The sequence below is a fragment of the Methylobacterium sp. 77 genome (assembly GCF_000372825.1).
Classification (GTDB): domain Bacteria; phylum Pseudomonadota; class Alphaproteobacteria; order Rhizobiales; family Beijerinckiaceae; genus Methylobacterium.
Genome location: NZ_KB910516.1, coordinates 3,356,447 through 3,380,561, shown reverse-complemented (window position 1 = coordinate 3,380,561; position 24,115 = coordinate 3,356,447). Strand labels below are relative to the sequence as shown.

The following is a 24,115-nucleotide window of genomic DNA, read 5'->3' as shown; positions in this document are numbered from 1 at the left end:
CGACGCGTCCCACCCCGTGAGGCCGGGTCTCAGCGCAGGAACCGCCTGACGGTCAGCCGCGAGACGATGCCGGTGACCACCGAGGCGATCACGCCGATGACCATGACGGCGGCATAGCCGCGCCAGCCGATATGGAACGCGCCGAACAGGGCCTCGATCTCGTCGCCCGCCGGTCCCGAGCGCCAGACCTGGGCGAGCAGTCCCGCGAGGGCGAACACCGCCAGCGCCAGGCACGACCCGATGATTCCGCCGCGCAGGCCGAGGCGGAAGAAGCGGCGCTGGAAGGCGCGGGCGATGAAGTCGTCGTTCGCGCCGACGAAATGCAGCACCTCCACCACCTCACGATTGCCGGCCATGGCACCCCTGGTGGCGAAGACCACGGCGAGGCCGGTGGCGATCAGGACGAGGGCGACAATGCCGACGCCGACCCCGACGAAGGTATTGGCCATGGTCGAGAGCCGCTGGAGCCACAAGGCATGGTCGTCGAGGCTCGCCACCCCCGGCATGGCTTCGCTGAGCGACCCTCGCAGCCCCTTCAGGTCGGGGGGAGGGGAATCCGCGAGCTTCAGGGTGACGAGGCGCGGCACCGGCAGGTCCGAGAGGTCGAGGCCGCTTCCGAGCCAGGGTTCGAGCAGGCGCTCCGCTTCGGCTTTGGAGAAAACCCGCGTGGTGGCGATGCCGGGCGTCGCCTTGGCCAAAGCATCGGCCTTGGCCACGTCGGCATCGATGTCGCGGCCGACGCTCGGCCTCACCTGGATCGTCACCTCCTGGGCGACGCTGCCCTGCCATTGGTTGGCGCTGGAGGCGACGATCTCCGCCGCGCCGGCGCAGAGGGCTGCGAGGAACGTCAGGATCGCGATGACGGCGGCGAGCGCCCGGCTCGCCGCCGAATCGGTGGGAACGAGGGGTGCGTTGCGCCGCAGGGTCGCCGGCAGGGCCGCCTCCGGGACGGGGGCGACGGGCGCCGAGGGGCGCGGGTTTGGGCTCGCCTCACCCATCAGCGTTCGATCTGCAGACGGCCCTGGCCCAGGACGAGCCGGGGCGCGTCCACGAGGTCCATCAGGGCGAAATCGTGGGTCGCGATCAGGACCGAGGTTCCGAGCCGGTTGAGCTCGATGAACAGCCGCAGCAGGCGCCGGCCGAGGCCCGGATCGACATTGCCGGTGGGCTCGTCGGCCAGGAGCAGGTCGGGCCGGGCGATGAGCGCGCGGGCGATGGCGGCGCGCTGCTTCTCGCCGCCCGAGAGGAGCGGCGGCAGCACGTGCATGCGCTCGCCGAGGCCGACCCAGCGCAGGAGCTCGACCACCTCGGCGCGGTAGCTCGTCTCGGCACGGCCCTGGACGCGCAGCGGAAGCGCGACGTTCTCGTAGGTGGTGAGGTGGTCGAGCAGTCGGAAATCCTGGAACACGATGCCCATCCGCCGGCGCAGGCCGGTCAGCGCCTCGTTCGAGATGCCGCTGACTTCCTCTCCGAACACCGAGACCAATCCGCGCGTCGGCCGCACCGAGAGCAGGATCAGGCGGAGCAGGGTGGTCTTTCCCGCCCCCGAAGGACCGGTTAGGAACTGGAACGAGCGGGGTGCGATCTGAAAGCTCACGTCGCTCAGCACTTCGGGGCCGAGCCCGTAGCGCATGCCGACGTTCTCGAACTGGACCACGGGCTCCTCGACGCCCGAGAGAAGGCTGTCACCGGTCACGCGAGACGCCCGGATCGGTCGATAGTCGCCATCCGTCGAAATCCTGCTGACAAGCGCGTCCTCCTGATCCTGCCAACTTCACGGAGGATTAACCGCGTTCGGCGATGACGGTGTGAGTCTTTTTCACCGAGCCGGCAACTGCCGATCGACATTCTTGAGGCGCCGATTCGCCATGCTGATCGTCTGCCCGTCCTGCGCAAGCGAATACGACATCGACACCGACCGTGTCGGCGCCGAAGGGCGTTCGGTGCGTTGCGCCGCCTGTCGCGAGACCTGGTTCATCTCGCCGGACGAAGTCTCCGCGGCCCTGGCCGAGGAGATGTCCGAGATTCAGGCGGCGATGGGATCGATGGAGGGGCGCGGCGAGGCGCAGGCCGATCTCGATGCCTGGGAAGCCGCGCTGGCCGACGATGACGGGCCGGCGGCGGTGCCCGAGCCCGATCCGGACCTCACGGCCCGTCCGCGCAAGCCGCCGCCCGGCAAGCGCAAGCCGGCGGCCAAGCGATGGAGCGGTCCCTCGCCGGCCGCCGCCTTCGGCCTCGCTCTGCTGGCGGGTATCCCGCTGGCGCTTCTCGCGCGCAGCAACGTGGTGCGGGCCATGCCCCAGAGCGCCACGCTCTACGCCAGGATCGGCATGCCGGTGAACCTGCGCGGCCTGGAGATCCGCGATCTCGCCGCCTTCCAGATCCAGGGCGAGGGCGCCGCTTCCCAACTCGTCATCGAGGGCGACGTGGTCGGAGTGGCCGGCCGCACCGTCCCGGTCCCGCCGATCGAGGTGGAAGTGCGCGACGCGCAGGACCAGACCATCTACCGCTGGACCGCGGCGCCGCCGCGCTCCAGCCTCGAGGATCGCGAGACCGCCCGGTTCAAGGCGAGCCTGTCGGCGCCGCCAGTGCAGGGCCGCACGGTCAAGGTCGGGTTCGCGCCGGAGCGCGGGACGCCGGAGGCCGCCACCGACCATTGATGCATCGGCGCGCCGCGCCGCCGGGGGGAAAACCGATGTCAGCCGGCCCGGCTCGTGATAGGGAGACCCCATGACCAGTCCTACCCGACGCGTCCGCGTCCTCTTCGACGAAACCGCCATCGCGAACCGCAACGAGGAGCTTGCCGCCGCCATCGTGGCGGCCAAGCCCGAGAACCTCCTCGTCGTGGCGGTTCTCAAGGGCAGCTTCATGTTCGCCGCCGACCTGCTGCGGGCGTTGCATCGCTCGGGCCTGTCGCCCCAGGTCGAGTTCGTGCACCTGTCGAGCTATCGCAGCGGCACGGTATCCTCGGGACAGGTGGCGATCCTGCGCGATGTCGAGAGCGAAGTTCGCGGCCGCGACGTGCTCCTGGTGGACGATATCCTCGAATCGGGCCGCACCGTCGTTTTCGCCAAGGATCTGCTCATGGCACGCGGCGCCAAGCGTGTCCTGACCGCGGTGCTGCTCGAGAAGCCGGGCAAGCGCGCCGTGACCATCGATGCCGATTTCGTCGGGTTCACCTGCCCCGACGTGTTCGTGGTGGGCTACGGCATGGATGTCGCCCACGAATACCGACAGCTCCCGTTCGTCGGTCTGGTGGATCACGAGAACAGCGAGCCCGACCTGTTCGGCGGCACCTGAAGGTCAGGCTCGGACGAGACATGCCGGCGGATTGAGTCCGACCGGCTCTCCGTCCGATTTGCGACCGAATGATTCGTGATGCGCTGGCGACATTTGCGCGCAGAGGTTTTCTGTCGGACATTACGATATCATTTGATGCAAAATTGGCCTTGACAGCCAGCCTTCGCCGAAGCGCAGTCCGGGTGATGCAGAAGAGACGAAAGAGTTGATGGCGCGCATTCTCCTCGTTGACGATGAAGAGCCCGTGCGCGGCTTCCTGAAACGCGGCCTTGAGATCGACGGCCATTTCGTCGTCACGGCGTCGGACGGGAGCGACGGGCTCGATCGTCTGACGGAGGCGGATGGCGGGTTCGACCTGATGCTCACCGATATCCGCATGCCGCTGATGGACGGTATCGCCCTCGCTCTCGCGGCCAAGCGCGATTTTCCCGCCCTGACCATTCTTCTCATGACGGGTTTCGCCGATCAGCGCGAGCGCGCGCGCGGCCTCGACGCCATCGTCACCGACGTGCTGACGAAGCCGTTCTCGCTGGCGGACCTGCGCTCCACGGTGAACCGCGCGCTCGCCGCCTGAACGCGGCCCGCCGGTCGCGAAATTTCCATGAAGCTTGGCCGATGGTCGTCGCGTTGCCGAAGGGAGTGAGACCTCCTTTCCCAACGACGAGACCTTCATGCCATCACGGACCACGACCCGCGCCGCCCTTGTCGCGATGCTTCTTTCCGGAACGCTTCCGTCGGGAGCCAGCGCGGCGGAAACTCCGACGGGCCCGGCCGCGGGCGGCACCCTGACGAAGGTCGCCAGCTTCGAGCATCAGGTGACCGGCGTCACCGTCACTAAGGACGGACGGATCTTCGTCAACTTCCCGCGTTGGACCGAGGACAGCGCCGTATCGGTCGCCGAGGTGAAGGACGGCAGGCTGACCCCGTTCCCCGATGCCGAGTGGAATGCGTGGCGCAACGCGCGCAAGGACGAGGTCACCGCCGGTGACCATTGGATCTGCGTCCAGAGCGTGGTGGCGAGCCCGGACGGCAATCTCTGGGTGCTCGATCCTGCCGCCCCCGCCATGGCGGGTGTGGTGAAGAACGGGCCGAAGCTCGTCGAGATCGACCTCAAGACCAACACGCCCGGCCGCACTATCGCCTTCGACGAAGCCGTGGCGCCGCAGGGCTCCTACCTCAACGACGTGCGCTTCTCGCCGGATGGCAAGACCGCCTACATCACCGATTCGGGGGCGAGCGGCGCCCTCGTCGTCGTCGATCTCGCCAGCGGCAAATCCCGTCGTCTCCTCGACGGCGACCCGACGACGCAGCCCGACAAGAGCGTCACCGTCACCTATGAGGGCAAGCCCCTGAGGCGCCCGGACGGACGCGGCGTGGAATTCTCGGCCGACGGTATCGCGCTCTCCCCCGATGGCGGCACGCTCTACTGGCAGGCGATCAAGGGAAAGACCCTCTACAGCCTTCCGACCGCCGCGCTCACCGGCTGGCTGACCTCACCGCTCCTGCCCGAGGCGCTCAGCGACAGGAGCCTGTCGGCCAAGGTCGAGACGGTAGGTGAGAACGGTCCGGCCGATGGTCTGATCATCTCGCGCAAGGACGGACGGATGTACGTGACCTCGCCGCAGGACGACGCGATCAAGGTCCGCGATCTCTCGGCCAAGGGCTCCGCGCTGACGACGCTGATCCAGGACAAGCGCCTGCGCTGGCCCGACACCTTCGCCGAAGGGCCGGACGGGACCCTCTACGTGACGACCTCGCGGATTCAGGATTCGGCCTTCTACAAGTCCGACGCACCCGCGGCATTGCCCACCGATCTGTGGAGCATCGGGGCACCGGCCGCCGACGCCACCGGATCCACCATGACGAGCCCGACGGCGCGCTGAGATCGGAGGCCCGGCCCGCCCGCGAGGCAGGCCGGGCGCATCCAACGCCCTCCCGCACGAGCTTTTCCATGCGCCGACGCGACCTTCTCTGCGGCATTGCCGCGACCGCAACCTGGGGCCGCCCGGCCCTGGCGGCCCCGATCCTTCGTTTCGACGATCCCCGGTTCGCCGAACTGGTCGATCCGTCCGCCGTGACGACGATCCTCTATCGCGAGGGCCGCTGGTGCGAAGGCCTGTGCTGGGCACCCCATCTCGGGGGCCTCATCGTCAGTGACGTGCGGTCGAACCGCATGCTGGTGATCGGCGGGGATCGCGAGGCGAAGCCGTTCCGCGATCCGTCCAACAACGCCAACGGCAACGTTCTCGATGCGCAGGGACGCCTCGTCACCTGCGAGCACCGCACCCGTCGCGTCGTCCGCCGCGAATCCGATGGGTCGCTCACAATCCTGGCGGACGGCTTTGGCGGTCAGCCGCTGAATTCACCCAACGACGCGGCGCTGGCGACGGACGGCGCAATCTGGTTCACCGATCCCGTCTTCGGCATCACCATGCCGGAGGAGGGCATCCAGGCGGTTCCCGCCCAATCCGCCAGGCGCGTCTACCGGATCGATCCGGCGGGCGAGGTCCAAGCGATGACCGATGCGGTCGGACAGCCCAACGGCATCGCCTTCGCGCCGGACGGCCGCCACCTCTACGTCACCGAAACCAGCGCCGCCCTCGACAATGCGGAGGGTGGCCGTGCCGTCCTCGCCTTCCCGGTGGAGGAGCGGCGCCTCGGCGAACCGCGCACCATCGCGACGCTGGACGTCGGCGCACCGGATGGGCTCGCCGTGGATGAGGCCGGGCGCATCTACGCCGCCTGCGCCGACGGCGTGCGCATCTACCTCCCCGATGGGACCCTGCTCGGCCGGATCGCCACGGCGACGCCGGCCTCGAACGTCGAGTTCGGTGGGCCGGACGGGAAACGCCTCTTCATTTCGGCGGGCACCGTGGTGGCAGCCATCGATCTCAAGGTTCGCGGCGCGGCGAAAGCCGGCTGATCGACTTCATACCCTTCAGGATTCCGACACCCATGACCCTCCCTCGCCGCGACATGCTGGCGGCCGGCCTCGCCGGACTCGCCGCCCTCAGCAGCCGAGCCTCGGCGCAGGACGAAGCCTCCATGGACAACAAAGCCCCGTCTCATGCGGCATCCGGAACGCCGGTCGCCAGCGATGCCGGGCTGCCCGGCCTCGAACTCGCCATGGTGGCGGATGCGCCATCCAACCCCACCGGCATCACCCTGTCGCGGAGCGGCCGCGTCTTCGTGATGATGCCGCGCTTCGATGCCAAGGTGCCCTTCACGCTCGGTGAGGTCATGCCGGACGGGAGCGTGAGGCCCTATCCCGACGAGGCGACCAACCAGCCCGATCCGAAGAACGCTCAAGGCACCCTGCTGCACGTCCCGAACGGGGTGATGGACCGGGAGGACAGGCTCTGGGTGCTCGATGCCGGGCTGCCCGATGGGTCGGGTCCGCCGATGCCGGGAGGGGCCAAGCTCGTCCAGTTCGACATCGCACAGAACCGGATCCTTCGGGTCGTGCCGTTGGAGGCCGGAACCACCGCGACCTCGTCCCTCAACGACCTGCGGATCGACATCCGCGATGGCCGGGCGGTCGCTTACATCACCGATCAGGGCCAGGACGGCCACGGCGCGATCCTCGCGGTCGATCTCGCGAGCGGCCGTGTCGCCCGGCGGCTCGCCCGGCATGCCAGCACCGAATCCCAGAAGGGAATCGTCAAGGTGGTGGAGAATCGCCAGATCCTCCAGCGCAAGGCCGAGGGCCCGCCGCGCCCCGTCCAGGGAGGCGCCAACGGCATCGCCCTCAGCCCCGATGGCCGCCGCCTCTATTACGCCCCGCTGATGGGCCGACATCTCTACGCGGTGGAGACCGCCTCGCTGCTCGATCCTGCCGTCTCCGACGCCGAAGTCGCCGCCGGGGTGGAGGATCTCGGTGAGAAGGGCATGACCGGCGGCCTCATCACGGATGCGAAGGACCGCGTGTACCTCGCCTTGCAGGAGCACAATGCGGTCGGCCGGCGCGAGACTGATGGTACCATCACCATCCTCGCCACCGACCCTAGGCTGATCTGGGCCGATACGTTCTGGATCACGCCCGACCGCTGGCTCTACATCACCGCCGCGCAGGTCAACCGAAACCCGGATTACCACCAAGGCCGCGACCTGAGGCAGCCGCCCTACGCGATCCTGAGGATGCGCATCGACGCCGATCCGGTGTGATCAGGCGAGCAGGTGGGTGAGGAGGGCGCGCAGCTGCGCCGGCTTGATCGGCTTGTGCATCAGCTCGGCGCCGAGCCGCGCCACATGGGCCGCGATCTCGGCCGAATGGTCGGCGGTGGTCACGATCACCGGCAGGGCCGAGCGGGTCACGCTGCGCAGATAGGTCGCCACGTCGAGGCCGCAGGCGCCGTTATCGAGGTGGTAATCGAGGATCAGCACGTCCGGCGGCGCGTGCCCGGCGGCAACGCGTTCCGCGACGCTGGCGAGATCGCGATGGGCGCTCACCTCGGCATCCCAATTCTGCAGCAGGCGCTTCAGCGCATCGGCCGTGGCCGGGTCATTCTCCACGATCAGCACGCGCGCGCCCGTCAGCCGCGTCGCGATCAACTCGGGGCCAGCCACGGTCTCCGCCTGGGAATCGCTGACGGGAACGGTCAGGCAGAGCCGCGTCCCGTGGCGGGGCCGTGAATCCAGGACGAGCGCGTGGTCGAGGGCCGTCGCCATGCGCTGGACGATGGACAGGCCGAGGCCGAGACCGGGCTCGCCCTCGTCACCTTCGGTGCCGCCCCGGTAGAATTCCTCGAACACGAGATGTCGCTCGCTCGCCTCGATGCCGCAACCGGTATCGATCACCTCGATGCGGCACGACCGCTCGCGCCTGCGCGCGGCGATCACCACGCCCCCGCGGCTGGTGTAGCGGATCGCGTTGGAGACGAGGTTCTGCAGGATGCGCTGAAGCAGGACCGGGTCGCTGTCCACCCGGATTTCCGGGCAGCGGACCGAGAGGCGCAGTCCCTTGCGCTCGGCCATCGGCATGAAGCTCGCGGCGATGGCGCCGAGGAGGTCGCCGAGCGCGACCGGGCGGACGATGGGGCGGACGATGCCGGCATCGAGCTTGGAGATGTCGAGCAGCGTCTTGATCAGGTCTTCGATGGTCTGAAGGCCCCGCTCGACCTGCCCCGACATCGCCAGGGCTTCCGGGCTGAGCGGCATGTCGGACAGGGCCGAGGCCGACAGGCGCGCGGCGTTCAGGGGCTGAAGCAGGTCGTGCCCGGCGGCGGCGAGGAAGCGGGTCTTCGAGCGGTTGGCGGTCTCGGCCTCTTCCTTCGCCGCGATCAGGGCGGCATTGGAGTGTTCCAGGCTATGCATCAGCCCGGTCAATTCCTCGGTCCGTGAGCGGACGCGGCCCTCCAGCATGATCGCGGTCTGGAACAGCGAATAGGCACCGCCCTGCTGGTCCATGATGCGCTCCACATGCGCCATCAGCGCCGCGTTGATGCGCTCGAGCTTGGCGATGCGGAGGGAGGCCTCGTCCAACCGAAGATCGGCCTTCATGAGGCGCGCGGCCGGCCGATGGCGATGCCGGTGAAGGTCTGGTTGAGATGCATGGCCCGGTACTGTTCGCCGTACGTCTCGAACCCGACCACGTCGTAGCGGCGATAGAGATCGCAGATGCCCTGGCGGACCTGCCGGCTCTCCGCGTCGAGGCGGCGCAGGATGCAGTCGAACCCGATGATGAGGTCGATGCCGCCGAGCGCATGGTCGAGGCGGGCGAGTTCGCTCCGCGTGGTCTCCACGATGTCGCGCGGCTGGGCCAGGGTGAGCACGACGCCCTCGTCGATGGCGCAGAAGAAGGTCAGCGAGCCATCGGCATTCATGCGCCTGATCGAGCGGCAGAAATACTCGCCGCCGACTTTCACGGCGAGCGGATAGGCGGCGAAGCTCATCGGCGTGAGCGCTTCCGGATCGAGCCCGACCGCCATGGCGTATTCACGCGCGGCCGGCTCGGCGTTCAATTCATGGACGATGCGCTGCTCGTCGTCGGAGGCCGTGACCACGAACTTCTTCGCCGTCGGCTCGAAATGATCGCTCTTGAAGATCTGGAACGGGTATTCCGTCTCCACCAACACCAGGACGGCCGCCCGGCGATGGATCGCGCCGTCGTGGAGCAGGACCGTCTCGCTGAAATTGAGGTCGTCGCCGGCCGACCCGCCGACCAGGGGAATGCCATCGAGGGCCCAGGCGATGGCCGAGACCACCGTCTCCTCCGCATTGGCGAGGCCGTCGATGAAGGACAGGGCGAAGAGCCGGCTCGGCGCGTGGTCGGGTGAATCCGCTGCCAGCGCCCGTCGCAACGCGCGAACCGACGAGGCCGTGCGGGCCACGTCGAGACGGTCGATGGCATCGAGGATCACGGAGACGACGCGAAATCCCTTGATCGGAAATGCCACCACGACGAGGCCGCGCTCCAGGCCCCCCGCGGGACAGATGCCCCCCGACATGGTGCATCCGGTGATCGGTGTGCCGGGGAAGGCCCGTCCGAGAGCGGCGTTGAGGTCGTCGACGTCGTAATCCGGAGAGAAGAAGGCCAGCAAATGCGAGAGGCCCGCCGGGCCGATACCGGCGGCCACCTCGGCCACGGCCTCGGCCGCCGTCGCGGCGACCGTCCAGGAGGTCCTGATCCCGCACAGATGCCCACGCATCCGCGTGTCCTCCGTCACCGCCCCGCTCCCTTGCCGTCATGCGTCGGCTTTGCGCCTTACGTCACGTCGGCGGGAGTATGTCGGGGCGGGAGACGGGACGCAATGGCGGCGCTTCCCGGCTCCGCCACGACCGCGACCGCTCAGTCGACGGTCTTGAGATCCTTCACCGAGACGTCGCCTTGCCGGGACGAGAAGGTGGGCGCGGAGCCGTTGCTCTGGGAAACGCCGCTGATCTGGTGATCGCCGGTATCGTAGGTCGCGCGCTTGCCGTCGGTGTCGATGACGAGGCGGCGGGCATCCGGGAAGAACGCGTAGCGCATCCCGTTCTGGCCACCGCTGGTGGAGGGCTGACCCAGCTCCTGCGGCCACCAGGCCTCGCCGCCGGACATCGGTTTCATCGGTTCCATGGGCTTCATCGGTTCCATGGGTTTCATCGGCTTCATCGGTTCCATCGTCGTCGTTCCTGAATCTGTCGTTTCAGGCACGGCTACGCCCGAGACCGGACATGGTTGCATGCGAGAGGCCCGATGCGCCCGGCATCCCCCTGCGGACATTGAATTCTCTCGCCGCAGGGGTCATATCGCGCACCGTTCGATCCCCGGAGGCAAACCCTTGAGCGATACCCTGGAACGGCACGAATTCGGTGCCGAGGTCGGCCGGCTGTTGGATCTCGTGGTCCATGCCCTCTATTCCGACCGCGAAATCTTCCTGCGTGAATTGGTGGCCAACGCCGCCGATGCCATGGACCGGCGCCGCTTCGAGGCGCTGACGCAAGCGGTCTCGGCGCCGCCCGCCGACGCGAAGGTGACGATCACCCCCGAGAAAACCGCGCGCACGCTGACGGTCTCCGATCCCGGCATCGGCATGACCAAGGCCGAACTGGCGCAGAACCTCGGCACCATCGCCCGCTCCGGCACGCGCGCCTTCAGCCAATCGCTGGGAGACGCCAAGGCGGAGGACAAGCCGAGCCTGATCGGCCAGTTCGGCGTCGGCTTCTACTCCGCCTTCATGGTGGCCGACCGCGTCACCGTCACCTCGCGCCGCGCCGGTGCCGACGAGGCCTGGACCTGGGCCTCGGACGGCCAGGGCAGCTACACGCTGGAACAGGCGACCCGCGACGAGCCCGGCACCGACATCGTCCTCCACCTCAAGGAGGATGCCGACGAGTATCTGGAGAGCTACCGGCTCGATCACGTCGTGCGCAAATGGGCCGACCACATCACCGTGCCGGTCGCCATCGTCGCCGAGGGCAAGACCGAGACCGCGAACCAGGGCACGGCCCTGTGGCGCAAGTCGAAATCCGAGGTGACCCCGGAGCAGTACACTGCGTTCTACCGCCATGTCGGCATGAACTTCGACGAGCCCTGGGCGACGCTGCATTGGCGGGCCGAGGGCGCGCTCGAATTCTCGGCGCTGCTCTTCATCCCCGGCATGAAGCCGTTCCAGGCGGTGGAGGGCGAGCGCGCGAGCAAGGTCCGCCTCCATGTCCGCCGCATGTTCATCACCGACGAGGCCGAATTGCTGCCGACCTGGCTGCGTTTCGTCCAGGGCGTCGTCGACACCGAGGATCTGCCCCTGAACGTCTCCCGCGAGATGTTGCAGGCGACGCCGGTCCTCACCAAGATCCGCCGCGCCGTCACCGGCCGCGTCCTCTCCGAACTGTCCACGCGGGCCAAGGATGCGGAGGGCTACCGGCCGTTCTGGGAGAATTTCGGCCCGGTCCTCAAGGAGGGCATCTACGAGGATTACGAGCGCCGGGCCGAGATCGCGCCGCTGCTGCGCTTCCGTTCCTCGGCGGTGGAGGGCTGGACCTCGCTCCCCGACTACGTCTCGCGGATGAAGGATGGCCAGGAGGCGATCTACTACCTCGTCGCCGACGATGCCGACGCCCTGGCCTCCTCGCCCCAGCTCGAAGGGTTTCGCGCCCGCGGCGTCGAGGTTTTGCTGCTGTCCGACCATGTCGACGCGTTCTGGCCCGAGCAGCTCGGCCGCTTCGACGAGAAGCCGCTGCGTTCGGTGACGCAGGGCGGCCTCGATCTCTCGAAGATCGCCGCCACCGAGGATGCGGGCGAGGCGCCGGCCCCGGTCGATGCTCTGGTCGCCGCCCTGAAAGCGGCGCTCGCCGAGGACGTGGCCGACGTGCGCGCCACCGACCGGCTGGTGGAGAGCGCCGTGGTGCTCTCGGCCTCCGGCAGCGGTCCCGACCTGCAGATGCAGCGTCTCCTGCGCAGGGCCGGGCGTGGCGCCGGCGGATTGCCGATCCTCGAGATCAATCCGCGCCATCCGCTGATCGCCTCGCTCGGCGCGAAGGCGGAAGCCGGAGAGGACGTGACGGAAGCCGCCGGTACCCTCGTCGACCTCGCCCGCATCCAGGACGGCGATACCCCGCGCGACCCCGTCGCCTTCGCCCGCAAGGTCGCCGCGGCCCTGGCCGCCGGCGCCTGAACCGCCGTGCCGGCTCCACCTCCCAGGGAGGAAGGAGCCGGCACCGCCCGACGGGAGCGCATTCTTCGCGTTCCCGTCTTGTGATCTCCGCCGCACTCGTGTTAACGAGCCTCCGTCTCATCGAGGCGCCCCGCGGAGAGGTGGCAGAGCGGTTGATTGTACCGCACTCGAAATGCGGCATGGGTGCAAGCCCATCGGGGGTTCGAATCCCCCCCTCTCCGCCATTTTACCTTGCTAAGTATTTGTTTTCGTTAGGAAAACCCGCTTAGCATTAGGTCGTCGCCCTCAATTTACCCCACATTTTGTATCGGCTTGAGTCGGCTTGCAATGGATCTCGCTGGACTTCGCCTCACGCGCGCTAGGCCGAGCGCTTGAGGTGCATGACAGCGTTTTGATCGACGCAACTTTCTTGCCCAAACACGCTGATCCCCAGCCAGGAGGATGCGTTTGAATGGGGGCAACCGCTCAAGACACGCGGCGACGTCGGATTCGCATGGCTACCTTCTTCACTGCCGACACGCATTTTGGAGATGCTCACGTCCTGCGTCAGCGAGAAGCGGCGTTCGGATCACTCGATGATCACGACGCGGCTCTGATCCAGGGTTGGAACGACGTCGTCGGCGCGGACGATGAGGTCTGGCATCTCGGTGATTTCGCGGCTGGTGCGAGTCGGGTGCGCTGCGCGGAGATCTTTGAGGCCCTAAATGGCCGAAAGCGGCTTATCCGAGGAAACCACGACACCAATAGGGTTCTCGAACTGCCGTGGCGCAAGCCGCCGCAGGAGAGTGCGCGGATCACTGTGAGCGATCCCGATGGCACTGAATGGCGGCTGTTTCTCGCTCACTACGCACATCGAGCCTGGCCCGGCCTGTGGCGCGGGACGCGGCACCTTTATGGCCACACACATGGATCACTCCCTGACACCCGCTTCTCATGCGATGTCGGCGTTGATGCCTGGGGCTACAGACCCGTAGGTGTTGCCGAACTCATAATCCGCCAAAATCATGCTCACGCTGTGCCGGAAGAGCTTCAACGTCAGAATGATACTCCGACAGCATGATGAGCGCCGACGGTTGGTATCGCGAATGCGTAGCCGCCTGATGGATCGGCTCGAGGATAGGAAGGGGTTTCGCGAATGTCGATCAGCAGGAAGGATCTGGCGGACGCGGGCTCGCCGGAGGCGCTCGTCAAATGCATTCTACAGGCCGAGCCGAACCTTCCGGTGCCTGTGCCGATCCAGGAGTTGTGCGCGCGCCTTGGCATCTTAAGGATCGACGACCTAGACACCGACACGTTCGAGGGCGGCCTCGTTACCGACGCGAAGCGGTCCGAAGGAATCATCCAAGCCAAGCGTGGGGGCGAACCGCGTCGCCGCTTCACCATCGCGCACGAACTCGGCCACTTTCTGATGGCGCACCACGTACCGGATCAGCCCGGCCAGTTCCTGTGCAAGAGCTCTGACCTACTGCGCGTGCAAGCGAAGGAGGGCGACCAGCGGCAGCGCAGAGAAGTCGAGGCAAACCGCTTCGCCGCTCTCATGCTGATGCCCCCGCACCTGCTGCGGGGGGCCATGGCGGCCTTTCGTGACTCAGATTTACAGCACGTTCTTCAGCTCGCACGCGACTTCGCGGTCGGTAAGGAGGCGGCGGCTCGGTCCTACGTGCAGTACCACCCCCAGCGGATTGCTATCGTTGTGGCGGGCAACGGCCGAGTGCAGCGCTGCTACCGCAGCCTCTCCTTTCCGGCCATCATTTGCCCAGTCGGCAGCCCTATCCCGACGGGCTCGCTCTATCGCAGCAGTTCGGATCGGCCGAACATCGCGGGCGACATCGCCGCGTGCAGTCCCGATCTCTGGATCGATGTGAGGCGCGACCTCCGCGCGCCGGCCCTCTATGAGCAAGTGTACCTACAGCAGAACGGCTTCGCGATGATCCTCCTACGTCTGGAACCCGTTCCGGAGGAGAGCGCGGAGGAGCGCAGGCTGGAGGAGGGCTGGCGTTACCGCTTCCATTCAGGGCGACGGTAGGCGACACTTATGTAGGATTGGTCGCTGAGCGCCGCTACGACTTCGGCTGAACCGATGCCAGCAGGATCAAATCGCGATCACTCGTACCGAGCCGTCGCAGGGTCGTAACCGTGATTCAGGACGTTGATGAAGGCGACGACTGGCGCTCGGTCGCCACGCGTTCGCAGGATGCAGCGACCCTCGAAACGGCACGGCAGCGCGCGCTGGAGCCGGATCGTGGCCGCGATGCGAGCCGCCCTTCTGAGATTCCGAAGGCAGGATGGAAGGACATCCTTTGGCGCGCCTTGTGTGCTCTACCGAAAGATCGTGTGCTCACGACAGCCGGCGGCGTTGCCTTCTTCGCCCTGCTTGCCGTGTTTCCCGGTCTCGTTGCACTGGTCTCGATCTATGGGTTGTTTTCCGATCCCAACGTGATCAGCCAGCATGTCGGCCTCCTGACCTACATCCTCCCTACCGCCGCGCTCGAACTACTCTCCGAGCAGCTCGTACGGATCGCCGCGCGGAGCACGGGCTCGCTGAGCCTCACCTCGACGATCAGCTTGCTGATTGCGCTCTGGAGCGCGAATTCCGGCGTCAGCGCCCTCTTCGACGCCCTTAACGTGATCTACCGGGAGCGGGAGGATCGGACCCTGATCCGGTTCTACGCCACGACCTTCCTGTTTACCCTCGGCGGAGCTGCGTTTCTCCTCCTGACGATTAGTGTGGTGGTCGTCCTACCGGCTATCATGGAGCGCTTCGGGTTCGGGGGACTGGCCGATAACATCCTGTCCGTTGCCCGCTGGCCGGTCATTTTGGTGGTGGTCAGCCTGAGCCTGACGCTGATCTATCGCTACGGCCCTAGCAGGCGCCGAGCGAAATGGCGCTGGGTGACCTGGGGCAGCGCTCTGGCAGCATTTCTGTGGGTCTGCACGTCCGGAGTGTTTTCCTGGTACGTGGCGAGCTTCGATAGCTACAACCGTATCTACGGATCTCTTGGCGCTGGCATTGGCTTGATGTCTTGGATGTGGCTTTCAATCGTAGTTCTCTTGCTCGGCGCTGAGATCAATTCAGAGATGGAACGCCAGACCGCCCGCGACAGCACCGAGGGATGGCCAAAACCCCTTGGCGTCCGGGACGCCTTCGCTGCCGACAACGTTGGACCAAGCCGGGAATAAATCGCTGGCACAGCGCCATCGCCGCTTTATCAAAGTGTTGAAATGACCCTTTGCGGCAGTCGGGAGGGTCCGCTTTTAGTCTATCTGCAAAAATGGGATGATCTGCTCGGGTGATTAACGGTCAGCCCGGTTGTGAATACAAGTTTTGCAGGAGTGGACATTCAAGTTGGGGAGAAGCTCGCAGGATTTTGGCGCCTCCTGCTCATGCAGCCGCGTACAAAGCAGGAAGGCTGTAGTGGCTGCTGATCAAGGCTCAGGATAGGGTAGCCTACTTCGCCACAGCACAGAGCATCTGGAAGGAGCGCCCCCTCTTGTCGGTCATCTCAAGCCGCGGCATTGAAGCTGTCACAGAGCCGTCGTAACGCAGCTCCTTGATCAAGGGGCGTGGCTCGGCGCGTCGCCCCACCTCCTCACCGACGAACCTCATCTGCGAGCTGACATTCATGCTGTTCATCTGGTCGGGTTGGGGCATCCTGGTGGTCCCCATTGTCGTCGGCACCGCGATCATCGTCGGTGCATTGGCCCAGATATCGCTCCAAGCGCTTGGACACCCCGAACTTGCGTTTCTCGCCTTCAGCCTTGGCCTTTTCGCCGCCGCCGCTGTGAACTGGGTGGTCGGTCGACGCCTCAATAGCACGCCTCCGCGCAAGCTCATCGACCCTGCCACGAACGAGCATGTGGTGCTTACGCGGCGGCACGCGCTGTTCTGGATCCGAATGGAGTACTGGTCGGCACCCGTCGTACTGGCCGCCTTCGTCCCCCTGCTCGCCCTGCGCAATCTCTAGAGCGTTTTCGGTTTGCGCTGAATCAATCGTGTGGGGTTCACGGAGAGGCGGCGGGCTGATTCACTGATCGCTCTGGAGGAGGAGCAACAGATGGGACGACCCTACAGCCAGGACCTGCGCGAGCGGGTGGTGGAAGCCGCTGCAACGACCTCCCGCCGGCAAGCGGCCGCGCGTTTTGGAGTCGGCATCGCGACCTCGATTCGCTGGATGGCCGCGCTCGCGACAACCGGGACGGTGGCCCCTCGTCCGCAAGGGCGGGCGCGCCGCTCGAAGCTCGATCCACATGAGGCGTTCCTGCGCGCCCTGATCGAGGAGAAGGGCGACATCACCCTGGAAGAGATGCGCGCCCGACTGCGGGACGAGTACGATCTCACGGTCGGGCTCGGCACCCTGTGGAGCTTCCTCGACGCACGCGATCTCACCTACAAAAAAAGACAGCCCACGCCACCGAGCAAGACCGCCCGGACGTGAAGGCCGCGCGCGAGGCATGGTTCGAGTGCCAGCTCGATCTCGACCCCGCGCGCCTCGTGTTCCTCGACGAGACCTGGACCTCCACCAACATGGCCCGCCTGCGCGGACGGTCTCCCCGCGGCGAGCGGCTGCGTTCGCCCATCCCGCACGGTCATTGGAAGACCACGACCCTGGTGGCGGCCCTGCGCCTGTCCGGGACCGCCGCACCGTTCGTGCTCGATGGGCCGATCAACCGTGACGCCTTCCAGGCTTACGTCGATCAGGTCTTGGTGCCTGAGCTCATCCCCGGCGACATCGTCGTCATGGACAACCTCGGCAGCCACAAAGGTCCGGCCGTGCGATCGGCCATCGAGGCGGCGGGCGCGCGGCTCTTGTTCCTCCCGCCTTACTCGCCCGACTTCAACCCCATCGAAATGGCGTTCTCGAAGAAGGCGCTGCTGCGCAAAGCGGCCGAGCGAACCGTCGAGGGTTTGTGGTCGGCCATCGGACGCCTCGTCGACACCGTCACACCTGACGAGTGCGCCAACTTCTTCGCCGCCGCAGGATACGAACCAGATTAAACCGAAAATGCTCTAGCGTCGTCGTTCCAGGGCCCGGCGCTTCAACCTCTAGGACCAGAATGCGCAGAACCGCCTCCGCGAGAAAGCCCGGCATGTCTCACCGTTCGGCCTATGCGCTGACCCTTCTGTGGGGGATCTTGGCCACACCCGCTGTGGCGGTCACGCCGGTGACACCGGTGGGCGTCGAGAGCTGTGACGCCTTCCTGGAGGCCTATGCCCAATGCGCGGCCAGCCCCGGCGTACCGGAAGCCGCTCGCCCCGGCATTCGCCAAGGCATCAACACGATGCGCGAGAGCTTCCGCGACTCGGTCCTGCGCAACGAGGCGGCTCGACCGACCGTGGCCTATCAATGCGCCCAGGCTCATGGGGCCGTACGCAAAAGCCTGATCGACGCCTTCAAATGCGATTTTCCCGCTGCACCGGCGGCCTCTCAATCTCTGCTGCAGAGCCCGCCACCGCCGCCCGGAGCAGCCCGGGTGGCAGTCCGCCCGGCGTCAGCGCAGACTCCCGAAGCTCAGGCTCTGGCGAAGGCCAATGCCTACACCGAGGCCCAGAACCACCTGGTCCGGTCTCATCCCCTGGAGCAGCAACTGGCCGACTACCGGCGCGACAACGAGCGGGTGCTCAAGCTCGGAACGAAGCTCGGCGCCAACGCCTGGTACCACTTCGGCATCGTGGATTTCGACGGGGTCATCGACGAGTTGGAGAAGGCCGTTGCCTTGCCGGGCGTCGTGCCAGAGGTGGATGCTCAGGCCGCACGGCTGCTGGCCGCCTTACGCGAGGCCAATCCCACCTTGAAGGCGCTGACGCGGTATCAGACCACGCGGGAGTTCAAGGAGGATGGCTTCAAGTTCGCTCGCGAGCAGCACGCGATCCTCGTCCCCCGTGTCGAGGCTGCCGCCAAAGCGATGGACGCTTACGGCACGGCCCTGTTCGAGCGCGAGATCGCTCGGGATGAGCGGCGTTTGGCAGGTCTCCCGGACGAAGCGCCGGCGCGCCGTCTCCTCGCCACCAGTCTCACGCTGCGTCGCGCGGTACGGCAGTTCGAGGCATTGGGACCGAAGGCGGATGTCACCCCCTTCCTGGCCGCACTCGGCGAGGTCTCGAACGCCAACCGTCAGCTTGGTACGACCTTTGACACCATGAGCCCGAAGGCCAACTCATCCTGCACCGGCTACACCGAAACGGTCGCTAGCATGATTGGGCATGGCCGGGATGTGGCTCGGGACATTCGCGACAAGGGCGATCCGAGCCAACCGGCGCAACGCTTCAACGAGACCTACAACCGCTCCGTCCGCGATCTGGAATATTGTCAAAAGAACGAGAGCCGGGTGCGTCCGGGCTGAGATCAGTTGCAGATCGTTGATTAGAGGACCGTTGTCTAATTCGCGATAAATGGCTGTCTTTATGAATCCACAAGTCTGCGAGCATCCCAGCGCGACAGTATCGCCGACGCGGGTGCCGCAGATCAACGGTTGCGTGCCCGTCATTACTGGAAAGGTCACTGAAATGGCATGTGGCGCATGCTCTCCGAACGCTGGTTCACGCTCTTGCTCTGGCTGGTGGCGTTTCACTTCGCCTGATTTCTGATCGGCCTCGGCTCCCTCGTTGTCGGTAACCAACCCCAGGTCGAGCACCGCTGCAGCCTTGACCAGTTCCTCGATGCAGATCAGGCGCGTCTGGCATGCCCTCCCAGGATCGCGACATGGCTCGCTTCAGGCCGCCACGTACCGCAAATCGGGGCGGCCCCGTCGATGTGGCTCACTCGGGCGTTGCTTGATTCAAGCAAGTTCCAAGGCCTGGCAACGGGGCCATTCAATACGACCAGATTGGGCGGCTTTGCGTCGGTCTGCTTCTGAGCAGAGGGCAAAGGCGGACCTATCGGTCAGGCCAACTTCATTTATGAGCTACGATGCGTTTACCGACGAGGTTCATTTCTGTGCGACAGGCATCTCCCTCGCAGCAAGGAGGAACGGGAGAAGGATCGCGGTGAACGCCTCCGGATGCGAATAGTTGATCCCGTGGGCCGCTCCCGGAATGACAGCAAGACGGCCTTGAGGCAGGGAAGCTGCGAGCTTCATAACGAACGCACGGGGGACGATGTAGTCACGCGTACCCCAAACCACGAGCGTTGGCTGCCTGACCTGCAGCGCCTTCTCTCCGATGCGGTTGTCCACCATGCTCCGTAAGGTCAGGACGTAGCGTCTGATTCCACTACGTGAATAGTCGGCGAACGCGACCCAGGCGAGCGACCAGCGCTCGAAAGGCGCGATGGCGAAGAAACCCAATATCTGCCGGACCAGGTTACGCGCCTCTGGGTCCGGCGTGGGACCCTGCAACACAAGGCGGTCCACGAGCTGGGGGTGAGTAAGTGCCAGTTCGACCAACACCTCGCAGCCGAGCGAATTGCCAATAAAGGCTGCGCGCTTCACTCCGACCGCGTGCATGCAGGTCGCCAGTGCTTCCGCAAGCTCGCGAACCGTGAGCGGTCGGCGAGGCTTCTCGCTCAAGCCGAAGCCTGGCAGGTCAGGAGCATAGACCTCGAAATGAGGGGCGAGATGCCTTGCGAGCGGGATCATGTAGCGGCTCGACATCCCGAGCCCATGTACGAGGATCACGGGCAGGCGATCATCCGGTACAACGTCGACCGAGACGCGAGCATGCATCATCCTGCCGTCGACGCGGATCTGCCTCGCCGCGAGCCGGCCTAGATTTACGCTCCAGCGCCGGCTGGCGCGCCGCCGAGCTAAGGATTTGACCAGAGCCAGACCGGCCAGGATCCCGCCCGCCATCAAAAGGATCCACCGCAGGTACACACGCGTCTTCCCGTTTCGCCCATACACATGAATGGGTGCTTACATCCACCTTCCAGCAGCAACAAAATCATCGCGTGCGGTCGGTTGGGTCGGATGACGAACGATTGCTTCTTTGCAGGCGGCTAACTTATGCTCATAGCGCCAATCGGACGCAAGCGCATTTGAGTGACCTCAGGGTATACCCTGGCGTGACGTAACATGTTCACCGCTTGTCATCGCAACATCTGGGTTGACGCCGGCTATTTGTGACAAGGTAGCCTCGGGCTTAAAGCTTGAGGTTACACATTATGGCCCGTATCGGTTACGCGCGCGTCAGCACACTCGATCAGGATCTTGATGGCCAGGTTGCCCGGCTGAAAGCCGAGGGCTGCGGGGTCATTCGTTCGGAAAAGGTATCCGGCGGCAGCCGCGATGGCCGGGCGGAGTTGGTGACTGTTATGGAGTTCCTACGGTCCGGCGACGAACTTGTCGTCACCCGCCTCGACCGGCTCGGCCGCGACACCCGAGACGTCCTCAACCTGATTCACGAGGCTGAGCTGCGGGGTGCTTTTGTCACCGTGCTCGATCCCCTCGTTTCGACCCGAGGCGAAATGGGCCACGTGGTTATGACCGTGCTCGGCATGGTCGCGCAAATGGAGCGGCGGTTCATTAAAGAGCGCCAGCGCGAGGGCATCGAACGCGCGAAGGGCAGCGGTGCTTATGCCGGCGGCAAGCGCCGCCTCGACCACGACCGGATCATGTCGTTGTCGCAAGCGGGCCACGGGGCCACAGCTATTGCAGCCGCGTTGGCCTGTTCACGGATGCAGGTTTATCGAGTGCTACACGGGTCCTGACGGGCCGGATGTATCAGGTCATCGCTATTTCCTCATCGGCGGCTTTTTGCCGATCTGCTCCGGGGCGCAATGCATGAAAGCGGATGTTATGGCCGTACCCGCTCCCGACCCTTCTCGGACGCTCGCAAGGTCCGCTACTTGGTAGCTTGGTTTTTCAGGGTTCTACGACCGGATCAGGTGGTTCTCCGCCATTCCGCTTCCGAACAACGATACGTCGAAGCGGACATCGACACCGCAGCCGCCGACTCTCATTCGAGCGTGTCGATGCCGATAACCGGTCGCGACCGACCTTCCGTGCAGTCGCCTTCGGAAACCCTGTCTACCACCCACTTTCGAACACGCGATCGAAGCGCTCGCCTGTCAGGCTGTCCGACAGGCAGACCAACGCAATCCTTAACCGGTGCGGTGCTCGATTTCGCCTTCGAGTTCCCTGTGAAGCCGTTCGTCGATCGCTTCCGCGCGGACAACGGCAGACCGCGTGCGGAAGCGCTCGACATACCTCAGCAATTCGAGGTTCGGCGGCACAAGCTTCGCGCTCGTCGTCCAGCCGAGGGCCGTCGCCCAGAGGACGTCAGCGGCCGTGAACCGCTTGCCGAACAAATAGGGGCCCCGGCGAAGCTGCGCTTTCAGCGCGTCCATCACGGCGTCGAAGCTGCCATAGGGTGACATCGCCTGAGGTCCCGGATCGCGCGTCATGGCACGATCGACGATCGCAGGTTCGAAGGAGGCGCCGTGGAAAGCGAGCCAGCGCAGGTAGGGGCCGCGCAGAGGGTCATCAAGCGCGGGGGCGAGCTTCGCCTCGGGGTAGAGGTCGGCGAGATAGATGACGATCGCGGTCTGCTCGGTCACGACCACGTCGCCGTGCACGATCGCCGGCACCTTCCCGAGCGGATTGATCGACAGGAACGCGGGCGCGCGGTGTTCGCCCGCCTTCAGGTCGAGGGTGCGGAGCGCGTAGTCTGCCCCGAGTTCCTCCAGCAGGGTCAGGACACTTGACGAGCGGGTGAGCGGCGCATGGTAGAATGTGATCCGGCGGGAATTCATCGCGCACAGCTCCGTCGATTGATGATCATGACGTTCGAGGACGGCTCGGATTAGAGGCGATTTGTCTACTATCTCTATTCGTCGTCAGCGGGGGGATGCAGGCATGCGACGCTCGTCTAAGACGATGACGGGCGTCGCATTCGACCTCGGCAGAGCGGTCAGGCGATGCGCCTGGATCTGGGCGCATCGCGATGGCGCGTACTCTCAAGCGTGCTCGCCACATCCGCATCCCGGCGCATGTGCGCCGCCCGGCCAGCGCGAGGCCCGGATCACGCTGCAGAAGTTACCCCGGCGGAAGCTCGGGTCCTTGTCGGCCAAAACATCAGCCTTGACGTTGCCGAAGGTCGTGTCCGGCTTGTGCCGGATGCCGTCATAGAAGGCTTGAAGGATGTCCTCCTTAAAGTCTGGCGTACGCGGGTGGGCGGAGACCACCGCCTCGCGCTCGGCTTCGGAGTACTCCGCATAGGTCAGGCCGAGCACGTCCATCTCGACGCCGGCCGTGACGAGCGCGACCACCGGATGCATGTGGACCGGGATGCCGGGCGTCGTATGCAGCGCGATGGCGGTCCACACGGTGTAGACGTCCGCCTCCGGCACCCCGTACGCCTTCAGGAAGTCACGGGCGGCATTGGCTCCGTCGACCTCGAAGCGTTCGTTCGGGCTACTGTGGTCCGGCATCAGGCCGACGTCGTGGAACATGGCGCCTGCATAAAGTAGCTCGCGGTCGAACGTCAGGCCGCGATGGAGGCCGGCCAGGGCACCGAACTGGTACACCCGGCTTGAGTGGTTGAAGAGCAGGTCGGTCTCGGTGTCCCGGACAAACTCCGTGATAGCTCGGGCGAGCTTGCTCTCGGGGATGGCGGCGTCGGAACTCAGGGTCATGGGAGAATGTCCTTTGCTTTGTTTGCCCTGATGGCGTACGAACACCGCGATCTGGCATCAATCGCCGTAATCAGACGATTTCTGCCAAACGTCGTGTGCGGACGGACAGAGGGGAGTTCGGTGATGGTACGTCGCGTCGCGGTCCTTGCCCTGCCGGGGGTGCAGCTCCTCGATGTCGCCGGCCCGCTCGACGTCTTCGCCGAGGCGAATCTCCAGGCCGGTGCGGCGGTCTACGATCTCGCCATTGTCGGGCTCGGTCCGGGTCCGATCGAGACATCGTCGGGTCGCCGTCTCGTCGCCGACCTCATCGCGGAGGCAGACGATCCGGTCGCCTTCGACACCCTGCTGGTCGCGGGCGCGCCCCACATGCACGGGCTGGCGCCGGACGAGGCCTTGTGCCGCTGGCTGTCGACGACCGCGATCCGCTGCCGGCGCTACGGTTCGGTCTGCAGCGGGGCTTTCCTTCTCGGGCAGGCGGGCCTCCTCCAGGATCGACGCGTCGCGACGCACTGGGCGGTGGCAGACGCGCTCGCGGAACGATATCCCGACGCGCGTGTCGATGCCGATGCGATCTGCATCTTCGACGGTCCCGTCCGGACCGCGGCCGGAGTTACCGCCGGGCTCGACTTGGCCCTTGCCTTGGTCGAGGAGGATCTCGGCTCGGAGATCGCTCGCAAGGTCGCGGCGCAACTGGTGATGTTCTTCAAGCGTGGGGGCGGCCAGCTTCAGTTCAGCCGGCGCGGCACCGGAGCGCTGGCCAGCCGCTCGGCCCTCCAGGAGGTTCAGCGCTGGGTGGCGGCACATCCTGCCGAGGATCACAGCGTCGCGAAGCTGGCCGCCCGCACCGGCATGAGCCCACGCAACTTCGCGCGCCTGTTCCGGGCCGAGACCGGCCTGACCCCGGCTGCCTACGTCGAGAACGTTCGGATCGAGGCCGCCCGTCGCCTGCTCGAGGATGGCCGGGCGGCGGCGAAGCAGGTGGCGGGCGCCTGCGGATTCAAGGACAGCGACACGCTCCGGCGGGCCTTCCAGCGCCGCATCGGCCTCACGCCCGCCGAGTATCAGCGCCGCCACGCCGCGCAGGCGACGGAGACGCGGGTGTAGCCAGAGCTTGCGGCCCCGGACACGACGCGCTCGGATCCGGTGTCTCGA

General features: G+C 66.0%; 23 protein-coding genes and 1 tRNA gene. 16 read left to right on the top strand and 8 right to left on the bottom strand.

Annotated features, from left to right (window positions below; genetic code table 11):
• Positions 1–29: 29 nt before the first annotated feature.
• Positions 30–998 carry an ABC transporter permease gene (locus A3OK_RS0116055; RefSeq protein WP_019905916.1) on the bottom strand — a complete coding sequence of 323 codons (969 nt, stop codon included), beginning with the start codon at positions 996–998 and terminating at the stop codon, positions 30–32.
• Positions 998–1,696 (bottom strand): cell division ATP-binding protein FtsE, encoded by a 699-nt coding sequence (gene ftsE, locus A3OK_RS0116050; RefSeq protein WP_019905915.1) that lies wholly within the window; start codon positions 1,694–1,696, stop codon positions 998–1,000. Before ftsE ends, A3OK_RS0116055 begins: the two co-directional genes overlap by 1 nt.
• 154 nt (positions 1,697–1,850) lie before the next feature.
• Between ftsE and A3OK_RS0116045 the strand changes: the two genes are divergently transcribed.
• From A3OK_RS0116045 to A3OK_RS0116020, 6 genes are all read left to right on the top strand, one after another.
• Positions 1,851–2,660 (top strand): zinc-ribbon domain-containing protein, encoded by an 810-nt coding sequence (locus tag A3OK_RS0116045; protein ID WP_348625426.1) that lies wholly within the window; start codon positions 1,851–1,853, stop codon positions 2,658–2,660.
• Positions 2,661–2,730: 70 nt separating this feature from the next.
• Positions 2,731–3,300, top strand: a complete 570-nt coding sequence (gene hpt / locus A3OK_RS0116040) for a hypoxanthine phosphoribosyltransferase (protein ID WP_019905913.1) — start codon at positions 2,731–2,733, stop codon at positions 3,298–3,300.
• Positions 3,301–3,508: 208 nt separating this feature from the next.
• Positions 3,509–3,874, top strand: coding sequence for a response regulator (locus tag A3OK_RS0116035; RefSeq protein ID WP_019905912.1), 366 nt, complete (start codon positions 3,509–3,511; stop codon positions 3,872–3,874).
• Between the two features lie 97 nt (positions 3,875–3,971).
• Positions 3,972–5,183, top strand: a complete 1,212-nt coding sequence (locus A3OK_RS0116030) for an L-dopachrome tautomerase-related protein (RefSeq protein ID WP_026597324.1) — start codon at positions 3,972–3,974, stop codon at positions 5,181–5,183.
• A 68-nt stretch (positions 5,184–5,251) separates the two neighbouring features.
• A complete protein-coding gene (locus A3OK_RS0116025; protein ID WP_019905910.1) occupies positions 5,252–6,223 on the top strand; it encodes an SMP-30/gluconolactonase/LRE family protein in 972 nt (323 codons plus the stop codon).
• Positions 6,224–6,255: 32 nt separating this feature from the next.
• Positions 6,256–7,464, top strand: a complete 1,209-nt coding sequence (locus A3OK_RS0116020; RefSeq protein ID WP_019905909.1) for an L-dopachrome tautomerase-related protein — start codon at positions 6,256–6,258, stop codon at positions 7,462–7,464.
• Here A3OK_RS0116020 and A3OK_RS0116015 read toward each other — a convergent pair whose 3' ends face one another.
• From A3OK_RS0116015 to A3OK_RS0116005, 3 genes are all read right to left on the bottom strand, one after another.
• Entirely contained in the window at positions 7,465–8,799 is a 1,335-nt protein-coding gene (locus tag A3OK_RS0116015; RefSeq protein WP_026597322.1) for a hybrid sensor histidine kinase/response regulator, read from the bottom strand.
• Positions 8,796–9,947, bottom strand: a complete 1,152-nt coding sequence (locus A3OK_RS0116010; RefSeq protein WP_019905907.1) for an FIST N-terminal domain-containing protein — start codon at positions 9,945–9,947, stop codon at positions 8,796–8,798. Before A3OK_RS0116010 ends, A3OK_RS0116015 begins: the two co-directional genes overlap by 4 nt.
• 140 nt (positions 9,948–10,087) lie before the next feature.
• A complete protein-coding gene (locus tag A3OK_RS0116005) occupies positions 10,088–10,354 on the bottom strand; it encodes a hypothetical protein (RefSeq protein WP_245259371.1) in 267 nt (88 codons plus the stop codon).
• A 205-nt stretch (positions 10,355–10,559) separates the two neighbouring features.
• On the opposite strand from A3OK_RS0116005, the gene htpG reads away from it, so the two are divergent.
• The 8 genes from htpG to A3OK_RS0115955 all read left to right on the top strand — a co-directional run bounded on the left by htpG (position 10,560) and on the right by A3OK_RS0115955 (position 18,734).
• Positions 10,560–12,392 (top strand): molecular chaperone HtpG, encoded by a 1,833-nt coding sequence (htpG, locus tag A3OK_RS0116000; RefSeq protein WP_019905905.1) that lies wholly within the window; start codon positions 10,560–10,562, stop codon positions 12,390–12,392.
• 134 nt (positions 12,393–12,526) lie between these two features.
• Positions 12,527–12,616, top strand: a tRNA-Ser gene (locus A3OK_RS0115995).
• 269 nt (positions 12,617–12,885) lie between these two features.
• Complete coding sequence (locus A3OK_RS23655; RefSeq protein WP_026597321.1) at positions 12,886–13,452, top strand: metallophosphoesterase; 567 nt, start codon at positions 12,886–12,888, stop codon at positions 13,450–13,452.
• Between the two features lie 75 nt (positions 13,453–13,527).
• Positions 13,528–14,418, top strand: a complete 891-nt coding sequence (locus tag A3OK_RS0115985; protein ID WP_019905904.1) for an ImmA/IrrE family metallo-endopeptidase — start codon at positions 13,528–13,530, stop codon at positions 14,416–14,418.
• Between the two features lie 110 nt (positions 14,419–14,528).
• A complete protein-coding gene (locus A3OK_RS0115980; RefSeq protein WP_026597320.1) occupies positions 14,529–15,572 on the top strand; it encodes a YihY/virulence factor BrkB family protein in 1,044 nt (347 codons plus the stop codon).
• A 443-nt stretch (positions 15,573–16,015) separates the two neighbouring features.
• Positions 16,016–16,357, top strand: coding sequence for a hypothetical protein (locus A3OK_RS0115970; RefSeq protein WP_019905901.1), 342 nt, complete (start codon positions 16,016–16,018; stop codon positions 16,355–16,357).
• A 90-nt stretch (positions 16,358–16,447) separates the two neighbouring features.
• A protein-coding gene (locus tag A3OK_RS23650; RefSeq protein WP_155912045.1) for an IS630 family transposase occupies positions 16,448–17,388 on the top strand; the annotation gives its coding sequence in 2 pieces (ribosomal slippage) (positions 16,448–16,784 and positions 16,784–17,388; 942 coding nt in all).
• Between the two features lie 92 nt (positions 17,389–17,480).
• The gene (locus A3OK_RS0115955) at positions 17,481–18,734 is read left to right on the top strand and encodes a DUF3829 domain-containing protein (protein WP_019905898.1); all 1,254 of its coding nucleotides are present in this window, start codon (positions 17,481–17,483) and stop codon (positions 18,732–18,734) included.
• 585 nt (positions 18,735–19,319) lie between these two features.
• Here the strand turns inward: A3OK_RS0115955 and A3OK_RS22905 are convergent.
• Complete coding sequence (locus A3OK_RS22905; RefSeq protein WP_245259370.1) at positions 19,320–20,180, bottom strand: alpha/beta hydrolase; 861 nt, start codon at positions 20,178–20,180, stop codon at positions 19,320–19,322.
• Between the two features lie 311 nt (positions 20,181–20,491).
• Between A3OK_RS22905 and A3OK_RS0115945 the strand changes: the two genes are divergently transcribed.
• Positions 20,492–21,037 (top strand): recombinase family protein, encoded by a 546-nt coding sequence (locus A3OK_RS0115945; RefSeq protein WP_019905896.1) that lies wholly within the window; start codon positions 20,492–20,494, stop codon positions 21,035–21,037.
• Positions 21,038–21,430: 393 nt separating this feature from the next.
• Here the strand turns inward: A3OK_RS0115945 and A3OK_RS0115935 are convergent, their stop codons facing one another.
• Positions 21,431–22,081: a glutathione S-transferase gene (locus tag A3OK_RS0115935; protein WP_019905894.1), complete on the bottom strand. Its 651-nt coding sequence runs from the start codon at positions 22,079–22,081 to the stop codon at positions 21,431–21,433.
• A 204-nt stretch (positions 22,082–22,285) separates the two neighbouring features.
• Entirely contained in the window at positions 22,286–22,963 is a 678-nt protein-coding gene (locus A3OK_RS0115930; protein WP_019905893.1) for an HD domain-containing protein, read from the bottom strand.
• A 123-nt stretch (positions 22,964–23,086) separates the two neighbouring features.
• On the opposite strand from A3OK_RS0115930, the gene A3OK_RS0115925 reads away from it, so the two are divergent.
• On the top strand, positions 23,087–24,067 hold the full coding sequence (locus tag A3OK_RS0115925) for a GlxA family transcriptional regulator (RefSeq protein ID WP_019905892.1): 981 nt from the start codon (positions 23,087–23,089) through the stop codon (positions 24,065–24,067).
• Positions 24,068–24,115: the final 48 nt, after the last annotated feature.

Coding starts and splice junctions, on each gene's coding strand:
- A3OK_RS0115930 (WP_019905893.1), bottom strand. CDS start 22,963: ATGACCCTGAGTTCCGACGCCGCCATCCCCGAGAGCAAGCTCGCCCGA.
- A3OK_RS0116025 (WP_019905910.1), top strand. CDS start 5,252: ATGCGCCGACGCGACCTTCTCTGCGGCATTGCCGCGACCGCAACCTGG.
- A3OK_RS0115945 (WP_019905896.1), top strand. CDS start 20,492: ATGGCCCGTATCGGTTACGCGCGCGTCAGCACACTCGATCAGGATCTT.
- A3OK_RS0115970 (WP_019905901.1), top strand. CDS start 16,016: ATGCTGTTCATCTGGTCGGGTTGGGGCATCCTGGTGGTCCCCATTGTC.
- A3OK_RS0116010 (WP_019905907.1), bottom strand. CDS start 9,947: ATGCGTGGGCATCTGTGCGGGATCAGGACCTCCTGGACGGTCGCCGCG.
- hpt (WP_019905913.1), top strand. CDS start 2,731: ATGACCAGTCCTACCCGACGCGTCCGCGTCCTCTTCGACGAAACCGCC.
- A3OK_RS0116030 (WP_026597324.1), top strand. CDS start 3,972: ATGCCATCACGGACCACGACCCGCGCCGCCCTTGTCGCGATGCTTCTT.
- A3OK_RS0116055 (WP_019905916.1), bottom strand. CDS start 998: ATGGGTGAGGCGAGCCCAAACCCGCGCCCCTCGGCGCCCGTCGCCCCC.
- A3OK_RS0116005 (WP_245259371.1), bottom strand. CDS start 10,354: ATGGAACCGATGAAACCGATGTCCGGCGGCGAGGCCTGGTGGCCGCAG.
- A3OK_RS23655 (WP_026597321.1), top strand. CDS start 12,886: ATGGCTACCTTCTTCACTGCCGACACGCATTTTGGAGATGCTCACGTC.
- A3OK_RS0116020 (WP_019905909.1), top strand. CDS start 6,256: ATGACCCTCCCTCGCCGCGACATGCTGGCGGCCGGCCTCGCCGGACTC.
- A3OK_RS22905 (WP_245259370.1), bottom strand. CDS start 20,180: ATGGCGGGCGGGATCCTGGCCGGTCTGGCTCTGGTCAAATCCTTAGCT.
- A3OK_RS0115985 (WP_019905904.1), top strand. CDS start 13,528: ATGTCGATCAGCAGGAAGGATCTGGCGGACGCGGGCTCGCCGGAGGCG.
- A3OK_RS0116035 (WP_019905912.1), top strand. CDS start 3,509: ATGGCGCGCATTCTCCTCGTTGACGATGAAGAGCCCGTGCGCGGCTTC.
- A3OK_RS0115955 (WP_019905898.1), top strand. CDS start 17,481: ATGTCTCACCGTTCGGCCTATGCGCTGACCCTTCTGTGGGGGATCTTG.
- A3OK_RS0115925 (WP_019905892.1), top strand. CDS start 23,087: ATGGTACGTCGCGTCGCGGTCCTTGCCCTGCCGGGGGTGCAGCTCCTC.
- A3OK_RS0115935 (WP_019905894.1), bottom strand. CDS start 22,081: ATGAATTCCCGCCGGATCACATTCTACCATGCGCCGCTCACCCGCTCG.
- A3OK_RS0116015 (WP_026597322.1), bottom strand. CDS start 8,799: ATGAAGGCCGATCTTCGGTTGGACGAGGCCTCCCTCCGCATCGCCAAG.